Source organism: Rhodococcus sp. WAY2 (assembly GCF_009859915.1).
Classification (GTDB): Bacteria; Actinomycetota; Actinomycetes; order Mycobacteriales; family Mycobacteriaceae; genus Rhodococcus_F; species Rhodococcus_F oxybenzonivorans.
Map to the genome: position 1 here is coordinate 3,770,477 of NZ_CP046572.1, position 16,819 is coordinate 3,787,295.

Annotated in this window: 13 protein-coding genes and 2 pseudogenes; 7 read left to right on the forward strand and 8 right to left on the reverse strand. The window is 65.3% G+C overall.

The window, feature by feature from the left end:
- Window position 1 precedes the first annotated feature (1 nt).
- Window positions 2-1,072, reverse strand: a complete 1,071-nt coding sequence (locus tag GFS60_RS17300) for a hypothetical protein (protein WP_159923028.1) — start codon at window positions 1,070-1,072, stop codon at window positions 2-4.
- Window positions 1,072-2,403 (reverse strand): hypothetical protein, encoded by a 1,332-nt coding sequence (locus GFS60_RS17305; RefSeq protein WP_159927293.1) that lies wholly within the window; start codon window positions 2,401-2,403, stop codon window positions 1,072-1,074. The genes GFS60_RS17300 and GFS60_RS17305 overlap by 1 nt, the downstream gene beginning before the upstream one ends.
- A gap of 208 nt (window positions 2,404-2,611) precedes the next feature.
- On the opposite strand from GFS60_RS17305, the gene GFS60_RS17310 reads away from it, so the two are divergent.
- The 3 genes from GFS60_RS17310 to GFS60_RS17320 all read left to right on the forward strand — a co-directional run bounded on the left by GFS60_RS17310 (window position 2,612) and on the right by GFS60_RS17320 (window position 5,408).
- Complete coding sequence (locus tag GFS60_RS17310; protein WP_159923030.1) at window positions 2,612-3,166, forward strand: lipoprotein LpqH; 555 nt, start codon at window positions 2,612-2,614, stop codon at window positions 3,164-3,166.
- A 110-nt stretch (window positions 3,167-3,276) separates the two neighbouring features.
- Window positions 3,277-4,080 (forward strand): hypothetical protein, encoded by an 804-nt coding sequence (locus GFS60_RS17315; RefSeq protein WP_159923032.1) that lies wholly within the window; start codon window positions 3,277-3,279, stop codon window positions 4,078-4,080.
- A 137-nt stretch (window positions 4,081-4,217) separates the two neighbouring features.
- On the forward strand, window positions 4,218-5,408 hold the full coding sequence (locus GFS60_RS17320) for a Fic family protein (protein WP_159923034.1): 1,191 nt from the start codon (window positions 4,218-4,220) through the stop codon (window positions 5,406-5,408).
- A gap of 252 nt (window positions 5,409-5,660) precedes the next feature.
- Here the strand turns inward: GFS60_RS17320 and GFS60_RS17325 are convergent, their stop codons facing one another.
- Both GFS60_RS17325 and GFS60_RS17330 read right to left on the reverse strand, forming a co-directional pair.
- A complete protein-coding gene (locus GFS60_RS17325; RefSeq protein ID WP_109334463.1) occupies window positions 5,661-5,861 on the reverse strand; it encodes a DUF4177 domain-containing protein in 201 nt (66 codons plus the stop codon).
- 146 nt (window positions 5,862-6,007) lie between these two features.
- Window positions 6,008-6,480 (reverse strand): annotated as a pseudogene (locus tag GFS60_RS17330) (DUF7144 family membrane protein).
- 466 nt (window positions 6,481-6,946) lie between these two features.
- Between GFS60_RS17330 and GFS60_RS17335 the strand changes: the two are divergent.
- Window positions 6,947-7,409, forward strand: a pseudogene (locus GFS60_RS17335) (hypothetical protein); the annotation flags it as partial.
- Window positions 7,410-7,474: 65 nt separating this feature from the next.
- Here the strand turns inward: GFS60_RS17335 and GFS60_RS17340 are convergent.
- Window positions 7,475-7,933 (reverse strand): hypothetical protein, encoded by a 459-nt coding sequence (locus GFS60_RS17340; RefSeq protein WP_159923036.1) that lies wholly within the window; start codon window positions 7,931-7,933, stop codon window positions 7,475-7,477.
- A gap of 546 nt (window positions 7,934-8,479) precedes the next feature.
- Between GFS60_RS17340 and GFS60_RS17345 the strand changes: the two genes are divergently transcribed.
- Window positions 8,480-10,084: an Lsr2 family DNA-binding protein gene (locus GFS60_RS17345; protein ID WP_328799773.1), complete on the forward strand. Its 1,605-nt coding sequence runs from the start codon at window positions 8,480-8,482 to the stop codon at window positions 10,082-10,084.
- A 316-nt stretch (window positions 10,085-10,400) separates the two neighbouring features.
- A complete protein-coding gene (locus GFS60_RS17350) occupies window positions 10,401-10,907 on the forward strand; it encodes a mycothiol transferase (RefSeq protein WP_109334459.1) in 507 nt (168 codons plus the stop codon).
- On the opposite strand, the gene GFS60_RS17355 is transcribed toward GFS60_RS17350, so the two are convergent.
- Window positions 10,892-12,118 carry an oxygenase MpaB family protein gene (locus tag GFS60_RS17355; protein WP_159923038.1) on the reverse strand — a complete coding sequence of 409 codons (1,227 nt, stop codon included), beginning with the start codon at window positions 12,116-12,118 and terminating at the stop codon, window positions 10,892-10,894. The two genes, GFS60_RS17350 and GFS60_RS17355, sit on opposite strands and share 16 nt — an antisense overlap.
- A 178-nt stretch (window positions 12,119-12,296) precedes the next feature.
- Between GFS60_RS17355 and GFS60_RS17360 the strand changes: the two genes are divergently transcribed.
- Window positions 12,297-12,869 carry a TetR/AcrR family transcriptional regulator gene (locus GFS60_RS17360; protein WP_236603182.1) on the forward strand — a complete coding sequence of 191 codons (573 nt, stop codon included), beginning with the start codon at window positions 12,297-12,299 and terminating at the stop codon, window positions 12,867-12,869.
- A gap of 116 nt (window positions 12,870-12,985) precedes the next feature.
- Here GFS60_RS17360 and GFS60_RS17365 read toward each other — a convergent pair whose 3' ends face one another.
- Window positions 12,986-15,289, reverse strand: a complete 2,304-nt coding sequence (locus GFS60_RS17365) for a serine/threonine-protein kinase (RefSeq protein WP_159923042.1) — start codon at window positions 15,287-15,289, stop codon at window positions 12,986-12,988.
- A 91-nt stretch (window positions 15,290-15,380) separates the two neighbouring features.
- The gene (locus tag GFS60_RS17370; protein WP_159923044.1) at window positions 15,381-16,676 is read right to left on the reverse strand and encodes a glycosyltransferase 87 family protein; all 1,296 of its coding nucleotides are present in this window, start codon (window positions 16,674-16,676) and stop codon (window positions 15,381-15,383) included.
- Between the last annotated feature and the right edge of the window lie 143 nt (window positions 16,677-16,819).

Below are 16,819 nucleotides of genomic sequence, written 5' to 3' on the forward strand. Positions count from 1 at the left end.
GTCAGAAATCCGCTTCCGAGGCGGCGGCGTCGATCTCGGCGAGCAGGGGCACGTCGCTGTCGTCGTCCGAATACGGTGCAGCGGCGCGCTGGAGTCGCTGTCGCGCGAGGTCGCGGATTCGATCGCGGACGTGGCGCCCGCCGAGTTCTTGGTGGAGGTTTCCGCCGAAGCCAGGCAGGTAGACGTTCACGGTGACCCCTTGTTCCGATCCCGGTGGGGCGTCGGTGTCACCGACCCAGGTGTCGCCGATCAGGTGTAGTTCGACGTCGGCGGTGCGGAAAGTATCGGCGCCGGCCACGGTCGCGCGTGGCCGTAGGTGTGCGGGCACGGCCCCGGCCAGATTCGGCGCTCCCACCACTGCCACGCGCACGGTGGTGTTGCCGGCGACCCGCTGCACCTCCCAGGACACTGCCCGTTCGGATGCGTCGACCAGGCCGGGAGGGCAATGGCGCCAATCGGTTCCGCCGGTTCCGCGCGCCAGCACGAGGGTGCCGGCCCGGACCGCCGTCGCAGTGCCGGCCGCGAGTGCGTAATCCTCCGCGCGCGCCGCGTTTCCTGCCGGCCGCGGTGGCACGGCCATGAGGACTGCGTCGGCGCCGGCGACCACCGACTCGCAGTCGTCGACAAGTCCGGCGATGTCGCGGTCCAGCAGGGCGTCGTCGAGGGCTGGTATGGCATCGATCGTCGAGGCCGGCCACCAGCGTGCGGCCCACAGCGCGAAGGCGAGTCGCCGAACATTCGCGGCCAGGCGCGGGCGTGCCGGCCTGTATTCGACCTCGTGCACAGACCCATCGGGCTCGGCCGGCGCCAGGGCGACTGCGGGCTCGGCCAGCGCCAGGGCGACCGCCTCGCCGTACAGCGCCCACACCCAGTCCTGCGCGGAGGTGACGTCGTCGATCACGGCGGTGGGCGAGCCGGGCTCGGTGAGCACACTCCAGCTGAGATGACCACCGGCTACCTCCAGGACGGCGACGTCGATACCCGGGTCGTCGTCCAGAACGCTGGGGCCGTCGCCAGGAGTGATCACCCAGAGGCCTCCGGCTACCGCCCGCACCGTCACCGAGTCGGGCATCAGCTTGCCCGAGATCGGGACGAATCGGTGGAGTCGGCGAGCGGCAGCACGCTCAGTGCCTGCTTGACCCGCATCCGGTGGTCGAGGATGACCGATCGGGCGACGCCGTCGAGGAGGTCCCACACCTCGTCGAGTGCGTGCACCGACGACTCTCGGGCGTCGCGGCCGTGCAAGCGCACCCACAGGCGCCGCAGGTACGGCTGCCACGGCTTCCGGAGTTCGGCGGCGATGGCGGCAAGCGGATTGGTGTCGGGCAGAGACCGGTCGTCGGTGCTCAGCGCGAGCCGGCGAGCCTGCAGTACATACGCTTCGCGCTGCCAGCGGCTGTTGATCACCCGGCTCGAGGCCGTGTCGGCCGCAGGATCACGATCACCGGCCGCGATCGGCCGTAAGTCGACGGCCAGTGTGGCCCCCGCGGTCGCAACCACCCGCAGCGACTCGTCGAGCAGTGCCCACGGCGAGCAACTCCGCGCGATCTCGGTCGTGACCAACTCGGCGACGGGCGGAAGTTCGGCTCGCTCACTCGAGGCGCGCAGCACGGTGAAAACACGTTCGTGGACGGTGCGGTCGAAGGGAAGCCCCAGTGCCGCGGTGGATGCAGACATTCCCAGGACGGGTGCCACAGGCACCGGATGTGTGGTCAATCCCAGCTCGTGAGCCGGGTAGGCAGGGGCGGGTGTCCACAGCGCAATTCCGAAGTGGGTTCCAGCGGAACGGGAGACCAACCCGTCGAACACGCACTGGCCGGAGTCGTCCGATTCATCGAGCCGTGCGCCTGGGCAGGCGTCGAGAAGTGCCTCGATCTTCGAGGTGTCGTCCTCGAGCGCGACGCGCGAGAGCGGTCGTCGGCCCCAGGCGAGATCGATGAGTGCCGTGAGTTGCCGGGCCTGCGACGGGTCGGTGATGTGGGCTTTCAACGCCTGAGTGGTGCGTCCGGCCGAGTATTCGTGCACGTCGCGCAGGGTGTCTGCCGCGATCGACTCGCCGCGGTCAGGGTCCGGTGGGCCGGCCGTGGTGGCCAGCTCGAAACAGCGCTGAAAGTACAGGTCCTGCGGGTTGCCCTCGGTGATCCGTAGTGTCCGGCGGACCCGCTTGAGCAGCGTGAACCATGCTGCCGTGGCACGCAGCAGATCAGCGGAGGCGTGCAGGCGTGTGGCCAGAAGCTCCGCGCCGTCGGAGGAGACGACCGGACCGGCGCACGCCGGGTTCTGCACCGGGCGAATCACCAGCGGATCGAGGATCAGTTTGACTGTGCGGCTGAGCGGCCCGCCGTCCGGGCCGCTGAGCGGTTCGACGCCGTCCAGTTCCCGCCACACCTCGTCCAGGACCATGGCGCGGGGTCGCCGAGTAGCCGTCGCCCCCCTCGCTCCCGTCCGCATTCGAGCAGGCTACCGCAGGTGCGCCCCGCGGAGGTCGGCAGAAATCTGGGATCGGTAGGGCGCGGGCAATCCATACCTTTTAGCCATCGGCCCCACACCGCGGGCCGAAGAGATCGGAGACGGGCGCCGAGCGCCCCTCACGACATGTGAAGGACGGATCATGAACAAGATCATTCGGACTCAGCCGAAGCGCGCATACACCGCAGGCATCGTCGCGATTGCGGCTGCAGCCCTGCTGCTCTCGGGTTGCAGTGACAGCGAAGGGTCCAATGACAGCTCCGACGCCCCCACAGTCGCCTCGGAGACGTCGAACGCCGCGAGTTCGGCCGGGGCGTCCGCGGCCGTCATCGACGGGAAGGCGTTGGACGCCACGTTCGACGCCACCTGCGCCAAGCAGGGTGACACCCTGGCGCTGGCTCTCGCCGACACCGGCAATGCCACGTACGGGGACCTGGCCGTGAGCGCGACCATCACCGGCACGGACACCGTGCAGGCCGTCGGAATCGCCGGCAGCAAGGGCGGGTCCAACGGGCTGCCCTACGCCCTCGGATTCGGTCAGGGAATGCCCGGCGGCACCGCGACGGTCGTGAAGGACGGTGACGTGTACAAGGTGACGGGGGAAGGCGTCGGCGCTCCCGACATGAGCAATCCGACCGCGCCGACCACGGCGAAGTTCGACCTCACCTTCGCGTGCTCCACCATCGTCGGCGGCTGAGCCGCACACCACTAACACCTCGGCGCGCGCGAGTTTCGGACAGATTCTGCTTTGATTCGCGCGCGCCGGGGCACTGCCCTCACCACCCACACGTATCGAAAGGGAACATCATGAACAAGATCCTGCGCATCACAGCTCTCACGTTCTTCGTCGGGTCCGTCGGCTACTACCTCTGGTACGGCCTCGGTAACCAGGGGGCAACGGACTACGGGATCGAAGGTCTCGCGTGGGTCGGGCCGCAGATGATCTGGCCGATCCTCGCGACGACCCTCCTCATCATGGTTTTCGCCTTCACCGGCGACAGCGTGATGGCGGCACTGACCGGGACGAACAGCGCAGCGTTCCGCAATGGGTCGGTCGGGATCGGTACCGTGCGCGCAGTACGGCAGACCGGGATGACCCTCAACGATCAGCCGGAGGTCCGAATCGATCTCGGTATCGAGGACGCCGACGGCAAGACATTCGAGTCTCACGCGAAAATGATTGTGCCGCTTACTGAACTGGCGCTGCTCCGGCCCGGTGTCGTGTTACCCGTGCGGTACGTGCCGGGGCGCACGGACAAGGTCGAGATCGACCGCTCAGGCGACACCGCCGCGGTCACCGAAGCGTGGAATCACACCATGATCCGGCAGGGCGTCACCTCTGTGGACAAGCTCGACATCGCCGCGCGGGGAATCGCGGCCCAGGCGGTGGTGCAGTCGCTCAGCGTTCCGGGGGAAATTCGCAACGGGCATCCCAAGGTGCACCTCGGCCTGGTAGTCAGTCGACCCGACGGATCGACGTTCACCACCCGCGTCGAGAAGTTCCTGCCCTCACGCAGCGTCGCGCACGTGCAGGTGGGACGGGTACTCGACGTCCACTACCTCCCCGCGAACGAGCAGGAGGTCGTGCTCGCGCTGCCGGTGAATGCGTGACAGGAATGCGTGACAGGACAGAATAGGCGTGCCATGTCGTCTGTTTGTACACTACCCACACCCTTGACTACGTTTTACCTATAATAGGTACGCTATGACGTAGATTGTCTATGTTTGATCCCTGGAGGGGAGGCCTGGTGATCTGGCCAGAGCACCACACCGAGACCCGGGACTGGAGCCCGCGTCATCGGCAGGGTTCGCGCGCGGACCGCACCCTGGAGACCGTCGACGTCTCGATCCCGCCGATGATCGGCTCGCTCGATTGCGATCTGGTGGGTGTTGTCGCCCGCGCACACGAGGAGGCCGTCATCGCTGTCGCCCGACTCGAAGCGGGCTTCGGCGAGCACCTGGCGCCCCTGTCAGACTTCCTGCTCCGGAGCGAGTCGGTCGCGTCATCGAAGATCGAGCACATCGACGCGGGCTGGCGGGCATTCGGCAAGGCGCTGGCCGGTGGCAAGGCCAGCGAGGAGGCCAAGTCGCAGCTCGCCGCCGTCAAGGCCCTGGTTGCAATGGTCGACGCTGCCGGCGACGGCCCGATCACCGCTGATACCCTGCTCGGTGCGCATCGATTGCTGATGGCGCCGGACTACTACACCGCCCGCGACTCCGGCCAACTCCGCGACGTGCAGAACTGGATCGGTGGTAGTGACTACACCCCGATCGACGCACTGTTCATACCCCCGCCACCGGACCTGGTAGACGAGCTGATGACGGACCTGCTCATGTTCGCAAGCCGCACAGACCTGCCGATCATCGCGCAGGCTGCCATCGCGCACGCCCAGTTCGAATCCATCCACCCGTTCACCGACGGCAACGGACGCATCGGCCGCGCCTTGATCAGCGCGATTTTGCGCCGCCGCGGCCTGACCCACCGGGTCACCGTCCCGTTGGCGTCTGTGATGCTCGCCGACACCCGCCGCTACTTCGACCACCTGACCCGCTACCGAGCGGGGGATGCCGACGGGTTCGTCGAGTACGTCGCCCGCGCCGCGATCGTCTCCAGCGAAGCTGCGCAGGACTCGGCCCGCGCACTGGCCGAACTTCCGGTCTACTGGCGGGACATCGCCCGGCCGCGCAGCAACTCCGCCGACGAGAAGATCATCGACGCCCTGCTCGGCACCCCGATTTTCAGCGCCGACACAGCTCAGCAGATCACCGGCACCACCGACGCCAGCACATACCGCGCGCTCGCCCGGCTCACCGCTGCAGGAGTCCTCGAGGTGCTGTCCGAAAGTAAGCGCAACCAGATTTGGTGTGCTACTAGCGTGCTCGCCGAACTCGACGCCCTGACTACCTCGATCGGTAAGCGCACCATCGAGCACCTGTAACCGCTCCGAGTTGGGCGAGCTAGGTGTCGATGTCGACCTCGATGGCACCGAAGATCTCGAGGGTTTCTCGCTGTGCGCGGCTGAGAGTCAGCGCGGCCGGGCATAAAAGGCCAATGTGACCTCATCCACACGGGCGTGGTGGACGGCCGCCGACACCGGTCCCTCGCTCCCGGGGCCTCGCCCGGTCCCGGCCTCACGGCCAAAGTGATGTTCGGCGCGAAGAACACGTCGGCTGATCGTGTCCGGACCTGCTCAGCTTTCGCGTTCGAAGGTGATCAGCAGTCCCTCCACGCTGCCAGGGCCGATTCTGCCCTTGACATCGGACGAGGTTATCGCTTTGAGACGCCATCCTTGCTGGGCGTACTGGTTGAGCAGGTCTTCGAGTTTGCCGCCGGACATTTTGCCGCCGATCATTTTCTCGCGGACCTCGACGACCTTGTATGTGTACGTCATTGTTGTCGCTTCCGTTCGTTTCACTGTGTTCTCGGGGAAAGTTGCGGATGTCCACCAGAACGGGTGAACGTCGAGATGAGGTGCTTCCTGGGTCGTTACCCGTTCTCCGCTCGTTTTGTCCCCGTTGCCCGCGATTTTCGGCCGAGTTACCGAGCGGGAGTGCCGGTACTGCGAAGGTTCGCGTTTTCGATATTTGGTTCCGGATTCCACGTCGAGACAGCCCAGATGACGACGACGTCGAGGGCGATGATCAGCAGTGACCAACCCGGGTAATAGGGCAGCCAGAGGAAGTTCGCCACGATCGAGATGGCGGCGATGATGATGGCCGACACTCGGGCCCACCCGGCGCCCGTGAAGAGGGCGAGGCCGACGATCGAGACGAGGACGCCGAGGATGATATGGATCCAGCCCCAGGTGGTGAGGTCGAATTTGTAGACGTAATTGATGCCGCCGACGAATACTTCGTTTTCGGCGACCGCCGCGATGCCTTGGAAGAACTGGATGATGCCGACGGTGACCATGATGACGGCGGCCCCATCGACGTGCCGGCCGCGAAAGCCTCTTTACCGGAGGGATACTCGGAACTCGCTGGATTCACTCCCGAGCTACGATCGGACATGGCTGACCCTTCCCGAGCTTCGGTTTTACCGGTACCACAATTATCTGCCGCCGTGTGGTGTGTTCGCGGCGAAATTAGGATTGCGGTTCGAATGAACCCGGGATGTTGTCGTGGCTGGGTGGGGATTGCCCGGGCCGGCGAAGTCGGCGTCGGCACCAAACCATGCTTAACAGCCAGACCGTCCACACCCCGATACGGATGCGATTCCGCCGCAACGTCGTCGACGGCTTGAAACCCCCTTATCCACTGGAGACACTCGACGAACTTCACCCGGGCACTCGCAGGAGGTACATGCCGCAAGTCTTGCCGCATCACTGTCACGGCGTTTGACTTGAGATTCAAGCTTGTGCCGGCTCGCCCGACGGTGTTCTGGGAGGTTGACGTATGCGCGGCTTGAGAATATCGGGTCCGGGTCATCGACGCGGAGCAACCCGCCTACGGCCAGCCAGCGGCAGAAACCGTCGACACCGGACCGTCGGTCCTGGCCAGCTACGGCCTCTACGTGAACACCAGCGGATTGCTGGAGAGTCCGGCCAACGCGATGCGCCGACGAGGCAAGTGAATTCTTTGATCGCCCCCGGCGGTTACGTGGGCACATGGTTGAGGAGCAACGGTGCGACACACACCCTGATAGCGCTCTATCGGTCGGCATACACGGTGCAAGCGATCTACGGCTTCGCGTCGCAACAGATGTCGGGCGCAGCTCAATTGGTGACCAACACCAAGGGGGTGTGCGTTCGGAAGTTGGCATGTCGATGGCACCGCCGCTCTGGATAGTGAACTTCGCCCTGCTCTACATACTGAATCCGTCCCTGGCCGCCGCGATGCCTACCCACTGGTCGCCCATTCCGCCGGCAGTTGCCGACGCCGTACGGGCGAGCCCCACCGGCCAGGTTCCTTTCAGGGACTATGCGTCCTACTTCCCATGATCCGATCGAGGAGTCCGGTGAAGTCTGCTCCGATGGCATGAGCGGCGACGAGGTGCGGGCGACGTTCAGTTGCGTGTCGGCGATCCGTTCCACGCACGGACGAGATCGTCGCAGAGGGAGGCCTTGAGAATCCTCAGGCGTGCGAGGTCCGACGGCCTCGGGGTCATCGCGGCTTGGAGTAGAACGAGGAACCGGTTTCGTTGTACGCCGAATTTGATGAACAGCTCCTCGGCGTCGGCACCGCCGTAGGGAGCCCACTCGATCGCGAAAGCAACGAGGGCCCGATCCGAGGAGCTGATGGATTGCACGCTGGCGAGAAGATCACAGGCCCGCAGAGCCTGCCGTGACCAGTCGAGCTGGGGAGAGTCTGCGGGAATCCCGGTCTGTGTGCGCCGCCGACGGACTGCTCGGTTTCCGGTTCGGTTGCGCTCCGGTTGAGCTAGACAGGGAATGTTGATGTGTGCAGCGGTGGGAAGGAAGGTTGCCGTGGCGGTCGTAGGCGGTGGGGCGGTGTTTTCGAGCATGGATGCCTCTAGCTGGTAGTGAGCAGGTTGGGTTCTTCCATAGTCGTGTTCAGACACGTATTCGGAATCGGTCATCCGGCGGGGTGGGGTGCCTGTTTTTGTCTTCACGTGCGGCTCGGTACGCGGGTACGGGCCGCCCGGCAATGCGTTGAATTCGGTTTTTCGTCCTTTACGGCTCGCTAGCGAACACGGCCGGGCTCCGATGACATTCGCCGGGGCGGGCGTGCGATCCACTGCACGGAACCGCACCGCGACGGGCGAGCTGATGGCCAGTCCGCGAGCCGATCGGCCGGCGGACGCTGGTCGGTCTGGCAATTTTGTATGCGCAATGGGTCGCGTGCCCGGCATTTGAATCCCGTAGGTGCTAATGCAAATGAACGTGAAGCAGCCATCGAAGTGTGCTCGTGGACAAATTCGGGAATCAGGTTGTCAGCGTGCGCTATTCGAATATGTGAAGTTCATCGCGCGGTTAGTGTGGAGCTCGAACGGTGTCGTGTTTGGTCTGCCCAGATGGGCGATGTCGTAAACGTCACAAGGTACGTTTGGGTGAGCTTCCTGATCACGGGGAGACACCTGCGGTTATTGTGTGCGTTTGACGATTGCCCGGCGAAGAAAGAGAGCACGATGGCGGTATCACCGAGGAGCTCCGAAGAATCGGCGAAGAACAGGACGAAGGCGATTCGTGAGTGGGCGATCGGGGAGGGTCTCGAAGTTTCCTCTCGTGGCCGTATTTCGGCCGAGATCGAGCGAGCCTTTCATGACGCTGCGGCAAAGAAGGTTCGGATAGAAGCGGAGCCGGCGAAGAAGGCTGTTTCGAAGGAGTCTGTTTCGAAGAAGGCACCGGTGAAGCGAGTGACGGCGAGCAAGGCGCCGGCGAAGAAGACGGCGGATGTGGAGAAGGTAGTCGCGGAGACGACGCCAGCGAAGAAGATGACCAAGGAGATTCGTGAGTGGGCGATCGGGCAGGGTCTCGATGTGTCCTCTCGTGGCCGTATTTCGGCCGAGATCGAGCGAGCCTTCCATGACGCTGCGGCGAAGAAGGTTCAGGTAAAAGCGGCGCGGGTGAAAAAGTCAGCGGCGAAGACGACGCCCGTGAAAACGACGGTCGCGAAGACGACGGCGAGCAAGGCGCCGGCGAAGAAGACGGCGGATGTGGAGAAGGTAGTCGCGGAGACGACGCCAGCGAAGAACATGACGAAGGAGATTCGTGAGTGGGCGATCGGGGAGGGTCTCGATGTGTCCTCTCGTGGCCGGATTTCGGCCGAGATCGAGCGAGCCTTCCATGACGCTGCGGCGAAGAAGGTTCAGGTAAAAGCGGCGCGGGTGAATAAGGCAGCTGCGAAGAAGGCGGCCGCGAAGAAGACGGCTGCGGGAACGACGGGCGTGAAGACGGCCCCGGCAAAGGCTCCGGCGAAGAAGACGGCGGCGAAAGCGGCCGCTGCTAAAACGACGGCGACGGAGACGACGCCAGCGAAGAAGATGACCAAGGAGATTCGTGAGTGGGCGATCGGGGAGGGTCTCGATGTGTCCTCTCGTGGCCGGATTTCGGCCGAGATCGAGCGAGCCTTTCATGACGCTGCGGCGAAGAAGGTTCAGGTAAAAGCGGCGACCGCGAAGAAGTCAGCCGCGAGGAAGGCTCCCGCAAAAACAACGGCCGAGAAAACGACGGTAGCGAAAACCACGGCCACGAAAACGGCGGCCACGGAGAAGGTAGCTCCCGCGAAAAAGATGACCAAGGAGATTCGTGAGTGGGCGATCGGGCAGGGTCTTGAAGTGTCCTCCCGTGGCCGGATTTCGGCCGAGATCGAGCGAGCCTTCCATGACGCTGCGGCGAAGAAGGTTCAGGTAAAAGCGGCGACCGCAAAGAAGCCAGCCGCGAGGAAGGCTCCCTCGAGGACGACGGCCGCCAAGACCAAGGGTCCGCGAACGACGGCTGTGAAGAAGTCTCCCGCGAAGACGAGGCCCACCAAGATGACGGTCGCGAAGACGACGGCTACGGGGAAGGCGGCTCCGGCGAAGAACATGATCAAGGCGATTCGTGAGTGGGCGATCGGGGAGGGCAGGAACGTGTCTTCCCGTGGCCGGATTTCGGCGGAGATCAAGCAAGCCTTCCATGACGCTCAGGCGCAGGTGCCAGTCGCGGTCGGCTGAAACGGGTGGTGTCCCGCCATTGAGCGGACTTATCGGCGCCTGTTGGTGGGCTCGAGGTGGGCACCGCTCGACTGACGGGTAATTGTTGTGCGCCGTCGCGGGTGACACGTCGTCGGTCCGGTTCGTCGTAGTGGGTAATCCACGATGCGTCGAGCGGACCGCGGCGTGGCACCGGCGCGGCCTGTGGCAAGGGAACGCGGCACAGGGTGATCGGCGACGTAGGAGATATGCCCGTCCCGTGTCACATCTCTGCCCGCCCGGGTACGCGAACGGTCATAGTGGACAGGGAAAACGTATACGCGACGAGGGGAGCATTGTGGATCACAGTGCGCTGTTGACCGACGCTTTCGACCGTATCCAGGAGACCGTGCACGAGGCGCTGTCCGAATTACCGTCCGACGCACTGACCTATCGGGTGGACGAGGACGCGAACACCATCGCCTGGTTGGTCTGGCATCTCACCCGGGTGCAGGACGACCATGTTGCCGGGGTCGCGGGCACCGAGCAGGTGTGGACGTCGGGCGGCTGGTGTGAACGATTCGACCTGCCTTTCCCGGTGGCCGCGATCGGGTACGGGCAGTCGTCCGCCGAGGTGGCGAGGGTGACGACCGCAGCCGGACTTCTGCTCGGATACCACGATGCGGTCCACGACCGAACCGTCGACTACGTCCAGTCGATCGGTACGGACGACCTCGATCGCATCGTCGACGAGAACTGGGATCCGCCGGTCACTCTCGGCGTGCGGCTGATCAGCGTGATCTCCGACGATCTGCAGCACGCCGGGCAGGCCGCGTACATCCGCGGACTCTACGAACGGCGCTGACCGGGCCCACGCTTCGGTTCGTTGTCGGTGAGCCACTGTTCTACTCGGCGCCGTGAGCGCCGGCTCACCCGCTGCCGAACCGCCGGGCTCAGTCTCGCCGCACCGTGCAACGCACCGTTTCCGACGAGAGCCAGCGGTACATACCAGGCCAGTGTGGCCGGCAGTCCCAGCTCTCGCATCCCGGCCTTGCCGGAGAACAGGCGCTGGATGCTCAGGAGGCGCTGCCGGTTGATTCTGCGTCGCAACGATTGCGCACGGTCGTAGGAGAAGTTGCCCCAGGATTTCTGTAGTGCGTCTGCCAGAATTCGCGAGTTGTCGTCCGGCCCGGGCGCGAACATCCCGATCTGGCACATGTTCCGCCGCCCGGTGTTCTCGTCGTCGACCAGCCAGTGGTCGTCGATGCCCATCAGCCATCCGATGTACCGCCACAGGTGCATGACGTCGCGGCCCTCGTCTGCGGAGACCCACACGCCGAGCGACCGCAGGCCGATGAGGAAGGTCGTCGAGAAGAGCGCGAGGGTGCCGGCCTGATCCGACTGATTGATCGGCATGCCCCATTCGGCGACATCCCAGTCCTCGTCCCGCAGCAAACTGTGGTTGACGAACGCATGCATCAACCGGACGTGCACCGACAGCTGCCAGCCCTGCCGGTCGCGGTTCATCCCGCCGGGGAGGACGCACTCGTACCACCACCGGACCGTCTCGGTGACACGCGCACCCGCTCGATCGCCGACGAGCCTGCCTGTGGACACGAGCTGTCGGGTGGTCGCCGAGCTCCGGTACCCGTTCATCAAGGAGCCCGTGGCGAGAAGATCGAGCCCTGTCATGCCGCTACGGAGGCAGACGGCGGCTCCTCGTTCGAGTCGTGCGTCGTCCACCCAGGCGGGCCGGTGATCCACCGAGTCGAAGAAGGCGGCGAGTGGTGGCGCGGGGTGCTCGACGTCGGTGATTCCGCGGGACAAGGCTGTGGTGAACTGCGCCATCGTCACCGTCTTGTCGACGAGGATGGCCTGCGCGAGCGCGGCACCGAGTTCGTCCTGACTTGCCACCGCCCGGGCGTGGTGGTCCTTCTCGACGGGTGTCGGTGTCGTATCTCCGTGGGTGAGCAGTGACAGTGCCCGCATCGACCGACGACCCCACTCGACATCACGGGCGAATCGGCGGGGCGGGACGAACTCGGACACGGTTTCCCGGGTCTGGATTTCTGTCATGTCGATGAACTCGATTCGGGCGCGTAGGTACTTCCGACCAGCTCTGACGGCTGCTGAGTTACAGTGCACACCACCAATTCGGACGGGTACAAGTCGCATTGAGGCGCAGAAGGGACCGGTCGAGGCAATGGGCACTGGCCAGCGGAAAGGTCCTACCCAGCAGCGTTCACACGCGACGGTGGCACGCATCTTGTCGGCCACTGGTCAGGTTTTGGAAGCCAAGGGTTACGCCGGGTGCAGCACCGGCGCCATCGCGGAGGCGGCCGGTATCTCGAAGGGTTCGGTATACCAGTACTTCGCCAACAAGGACGAGATCATCGAGGTTCTCCTCGACGGAATTCTCGACGAGACGACGCGCACCTTCGGGGAGCACCTCGACCGATCCGTCGGGCAGGGCACCTTCCTGCGAGATCCCGCTCTCCAGGAGCAACTCCTTGCCGTGCTGGACCGCTATCGCGGGATACTCGCGCCTTTGCTCAACGACGCTCCGCACCTCGGATTGACGCACCGCTCGGCACGCCTCGAGGAGCGCTGCCGGGACCTGCTGCGCACGTACGTGACGCTCAATCCGTCGGCGATTGCTCCCGGCGTGGATCTCGAATCGCTGCTGCTGGTTCTCACGGTCAGCTACCGAGCGGTGAGCGTCGAGTACCTGCGCCGAGACCTCCGGGAGCGCCGCAACGAGCTGGCGGCGGTGTTGTACGACATGACGATGGGCGGCCTGGCAGGCGGAAAACTCGGCGGGCTGTAACACAAAGGGGCCCTCGAGAGAAATACCAGTTGAGCCCCGTGGCGCTGTCGGACCCCGACCCGGCAGCGCCAGGGGCTTTCTCCTTGCCCTCCCAGCCGCAGCAGCACGTCGAACGACTACCGACGCCGTCCGGCAGGTGCGCCGGGCACCTCTATCCGCACGACTCGCTCCAGCGCCCGCAGATCGCTCTCGATCCGGCGGAACAGCTGGTACACGCCGATGAACGCGAAGATTCCGCCCAAGCACAATGCGCGAACCGTCGCATTGACGGCGTCGCTGGGATCGCCGCCGACGAAACTGAGTCCGGCGACTCCGATCAACGGCACCGCCGCCGCGACCGCGACGTAGCGCGGCATGCTGCGGGCGAGGCTTCGGATGCCGCGGCAGTCGGAGCTGCGCAATTCGCCGTGCGACAGCAGGATCGGTGACAAGCATCGGACGGCGTAGAACGTGAGGATGAAGAACGGGTACGCCACCGCCACTGCGCCGCACACCGCAAGTGAGGCCAGAAGTTGCGTGTACGCGCGGAGCGGTATGCCGCCGGCGGTGATCTGCAGAGCGATCGGGTAGGCGACCCCGGCCACCAGCCACAACGCGAAGCTGACCACGACGGCGCGATGGCCGAGGGTCAGCGTGGCGGCGCGGGCTTTGCCGAGAATGCCGGAACTGTAGGTGCGGCCCTGGCTGAGACCCCGCGGCACCGTGATCGACAGCCGACACCAGTAGAGGATGAGAACCGCGCCGAGGGGAAAGGCGACACCGCCGATGATCAGGTGGACCTGCTCTAGATTCTCCTGTGCCTCCGCGGGAAGCTCGGAAATGATCAGGACCTTGTTGTAGTAGTAGTTGTACCCCGCCGCCAGCAGGTTCGGGATTCCGATCGCCGCGAGCAGGATGGCCGGGGCAAAGCGCCACATCGTCGCGCGCCGGCTTCCCGGCGTCGGGTCGACGAGGTCGCGTGCGTGCGGGTCGAGGCACAGCGCGAATTGGCGGGCGAGCTTGCGTCCACTCGACCACCGATCCTCCCGGTCGGGTGCCAGTGACTTCACCAGGACGCGCCGCAGCGCCGCCGGACAACCGTCGGGCAACGGGTTCTGTTCGAGGTCCACACCGCGGCGTCGCGATTCGAGGAGCACGTGCGGTGGCGGCGGCGCCTCTCCCGCCTCGCCGTCGGAGAACGGCCTGCTTCCGGTCAGCAGTTCCCACAACAGGACGCCCAGTGCGTAGATGTCGCTTCGGGTGTCGAGGTCACCGGCTGTTCGTGCCGCACCGGGGTCGCAGGCCTCGAGCTGTTCGGGTGACATGTACGCCACCGAACCGCCGACGAATCCTGCAGCGCCGGGCGTTGCCACATTGTCGCTGGAACTTACGTTGAAGTCGGCCAGTTTGGGCACGCCCTCGACACCGAGCAGGACATTCGCCGGTTTGATGTCGCGGTGCAGCACTCCGTGTTTGCACGCGTATTCGAGGGCGTCGGCGAGGCGTAATCCGATCCAGGCGACGGTCTCAGGCCAGGACAGGGCGGCGATCTCGCTGCGCACGCTGGAATCTTCGGGCCGCATCTCTCCTTTCTCGTCGAGGACACGGTCGATCGAATCGAGGAGAAGTTGCCCTGAGCGTTCGTCGGGCGGCGTGGCGCGCACCAACCGGACGACGTCCAGCAAGGTGCCGCCCGGGACGTACTCCATGAAGAGCAACCGGAGTTGGCGCTCCTCCAAGAGTCGCTGATCGAAAACGCGCACGATGTACGGATGGTCGAGTTGGGCCATCGTCTGCGGCTCGGTGCCGACGTTGCGCGAAATCTTGAGTGCTACCCACCGTTGCATCGAGTGTTGCCGGGCGAGAAACACCCGCGCGAATGCTCCCCGGCCCAGCTCCCGGACGAGTTCGAAATCCTCGAGCCGGGCTCCGACATCGAATGCGTCGCCCACCGTCGGCTCCGACGCGCGCGGCTGCCGATGCGAATCCAGTGTGAGTAGGCCCTCGAAGCGGTTCGCCTGAGTGGGGTACGCCTTCAGATAGTCGTCGGCCTCCACCTTGTCGCCGCTGTCGCGTCGGACCCGGAATTCCTCATAGAGGAGATCCGCCGGCAGTGGTTCGGCCAGGAGTTCGGGAAATTCGAGGCAATAGTCGGCGAGCCGTTTCGGCTGCCCCGAACGCAGCCAGCGGTATTCGAGATCCACCTTGATCAGTTCGACCAGTGCTGCCCGTCGAATGGCTGCCGCATCGGGAAGGTATTCGCTGAGGGCAGCAGGGGAACCGGACGACTCCCAGTCGGCGACCAGTTGTTCGACGCCACTGTCCACGACGAATCCGCTGTCCGACGCAGTGACGGGCGAAGACGCGACGGCCGTGTCCGGTCCCAGTTCGGTGGGTGGGCCGGTCGCGACCGTCACGTCACTCGGCGGGCGATCGTTCATGGTGTTCGATTCGGGACACGGGGCGGGGAGCCACGGCAACGTGACTACTCTCAGGATATTCCGGTCGAGTCCGGCCGGTGGCGAAAGCCGGTCACGCGCTCCGTAACGGCAGGTGCGGGGGATCCTCGAGCACCGGATCGACGGGCTCGGACGGCACCGTGGCCAGGGCGGGGGGTCGCGTTCTGCGCGCGAACACGGCCGACGCGACAAGGACCGGCACGTAGACGACGAGGTAGATGTTCTGCAATACCGGGGCCACGGGCCACGAGGGCGGGTACAGGAACAGGCCGATCACGATGAAGTCCGTGCTCCACCAGTACGGCCACGCCGCGGTCGCGGCGAACAATCCCGCCGCGGCGCACCACCAGAGTCGGCTCACGGTCAGCGCGCGGTGCACCAACCAGACGAGCAGGGGAATCAACCACACCCAGTGATGACTCCAGGAGTACGGCGACACCACGGCCATGGTGAGGCCGCTGAGGGCGACCGCGAGGAGGTGCTCGCCGCGCTCGTACAACCGCACCGATACCAGAATGCTGACAACGGTGACGGTCGCGGCCAGGACGAACCACAGCCACAGCGGCGCCTGTCCGTCGGTCAGCCGGGCCAGGGTGCCACGCAGAGACTGGTTCGACGGATGTCTGTTGTCGGCGATGCGGGTCGAGTCGAAGAACGTGCTGGTCCAGTACTGCCGCGAGTCACCGGGGATCACCGCCCAGGCCACACCCACCGTCGCGAGGAAGGCCGATATGGCGACGGCAGCCGTACGCCACTGGCGCAAGGCCAGGAACACCAGCACGAAATACGCAGGAGTCAGCTTGATTCCGGCGCTGATCCCCGTCCCCACTCCCCGCAGTCGGCTGGAATTCGGCCGGGAGAAGTCCCACAGCACCAGCAGCATCAGCACCAGATTGATCTGGCCGTAGAACAGGGTTGTCCGTACCGGCTCGAGGAAAGTGCACGTGATGGTCGCCAGGGCCGTGACGAGCAGCAGGTAGGGGGTGATCCGGTAGCCGAGGATCCGGCAGCACAGCACGATGCACGCGGCGAGCACGAACAGATTCAGTGCCATCCACAGATCGTCGACGTAGGCGCCGGGGATCCGCTCGAGCGGGACGAAGGCGAGTGCCGAGAACGGGGTGTAGGTGTACAGCAATCCGAGTACGACGGGGCCACCGTAGAGCGGCAGGTCGTGCTGCACCCGCCACCCACCGTCCCGGTACACGTGGAGGTCGGCGCCACCGGCGAACAACCCGATGTCCGGGGTCCACGGATCGATGGGGCCGAGCACCAAGGCGGCCGCCACCGTCGCGCTCACCACCAACCCGATCACGAGCGTCAGGCTGCGAGGTAAAGGAACACGGTCGCCTGCCGCCGACCCGGCCATGCCCGTCCCCCTCTCGTCTCCCCCCGAGGTACACGCTAACCGGCGGGGGCCGGCGGCTTCGGTAGTGCGGGCGGGGCAACCGGATTCGTTATCCATCCGTATCGGCTCCGAGACGCCGTGACCCGAGCTGCGCGCAGGCCGGG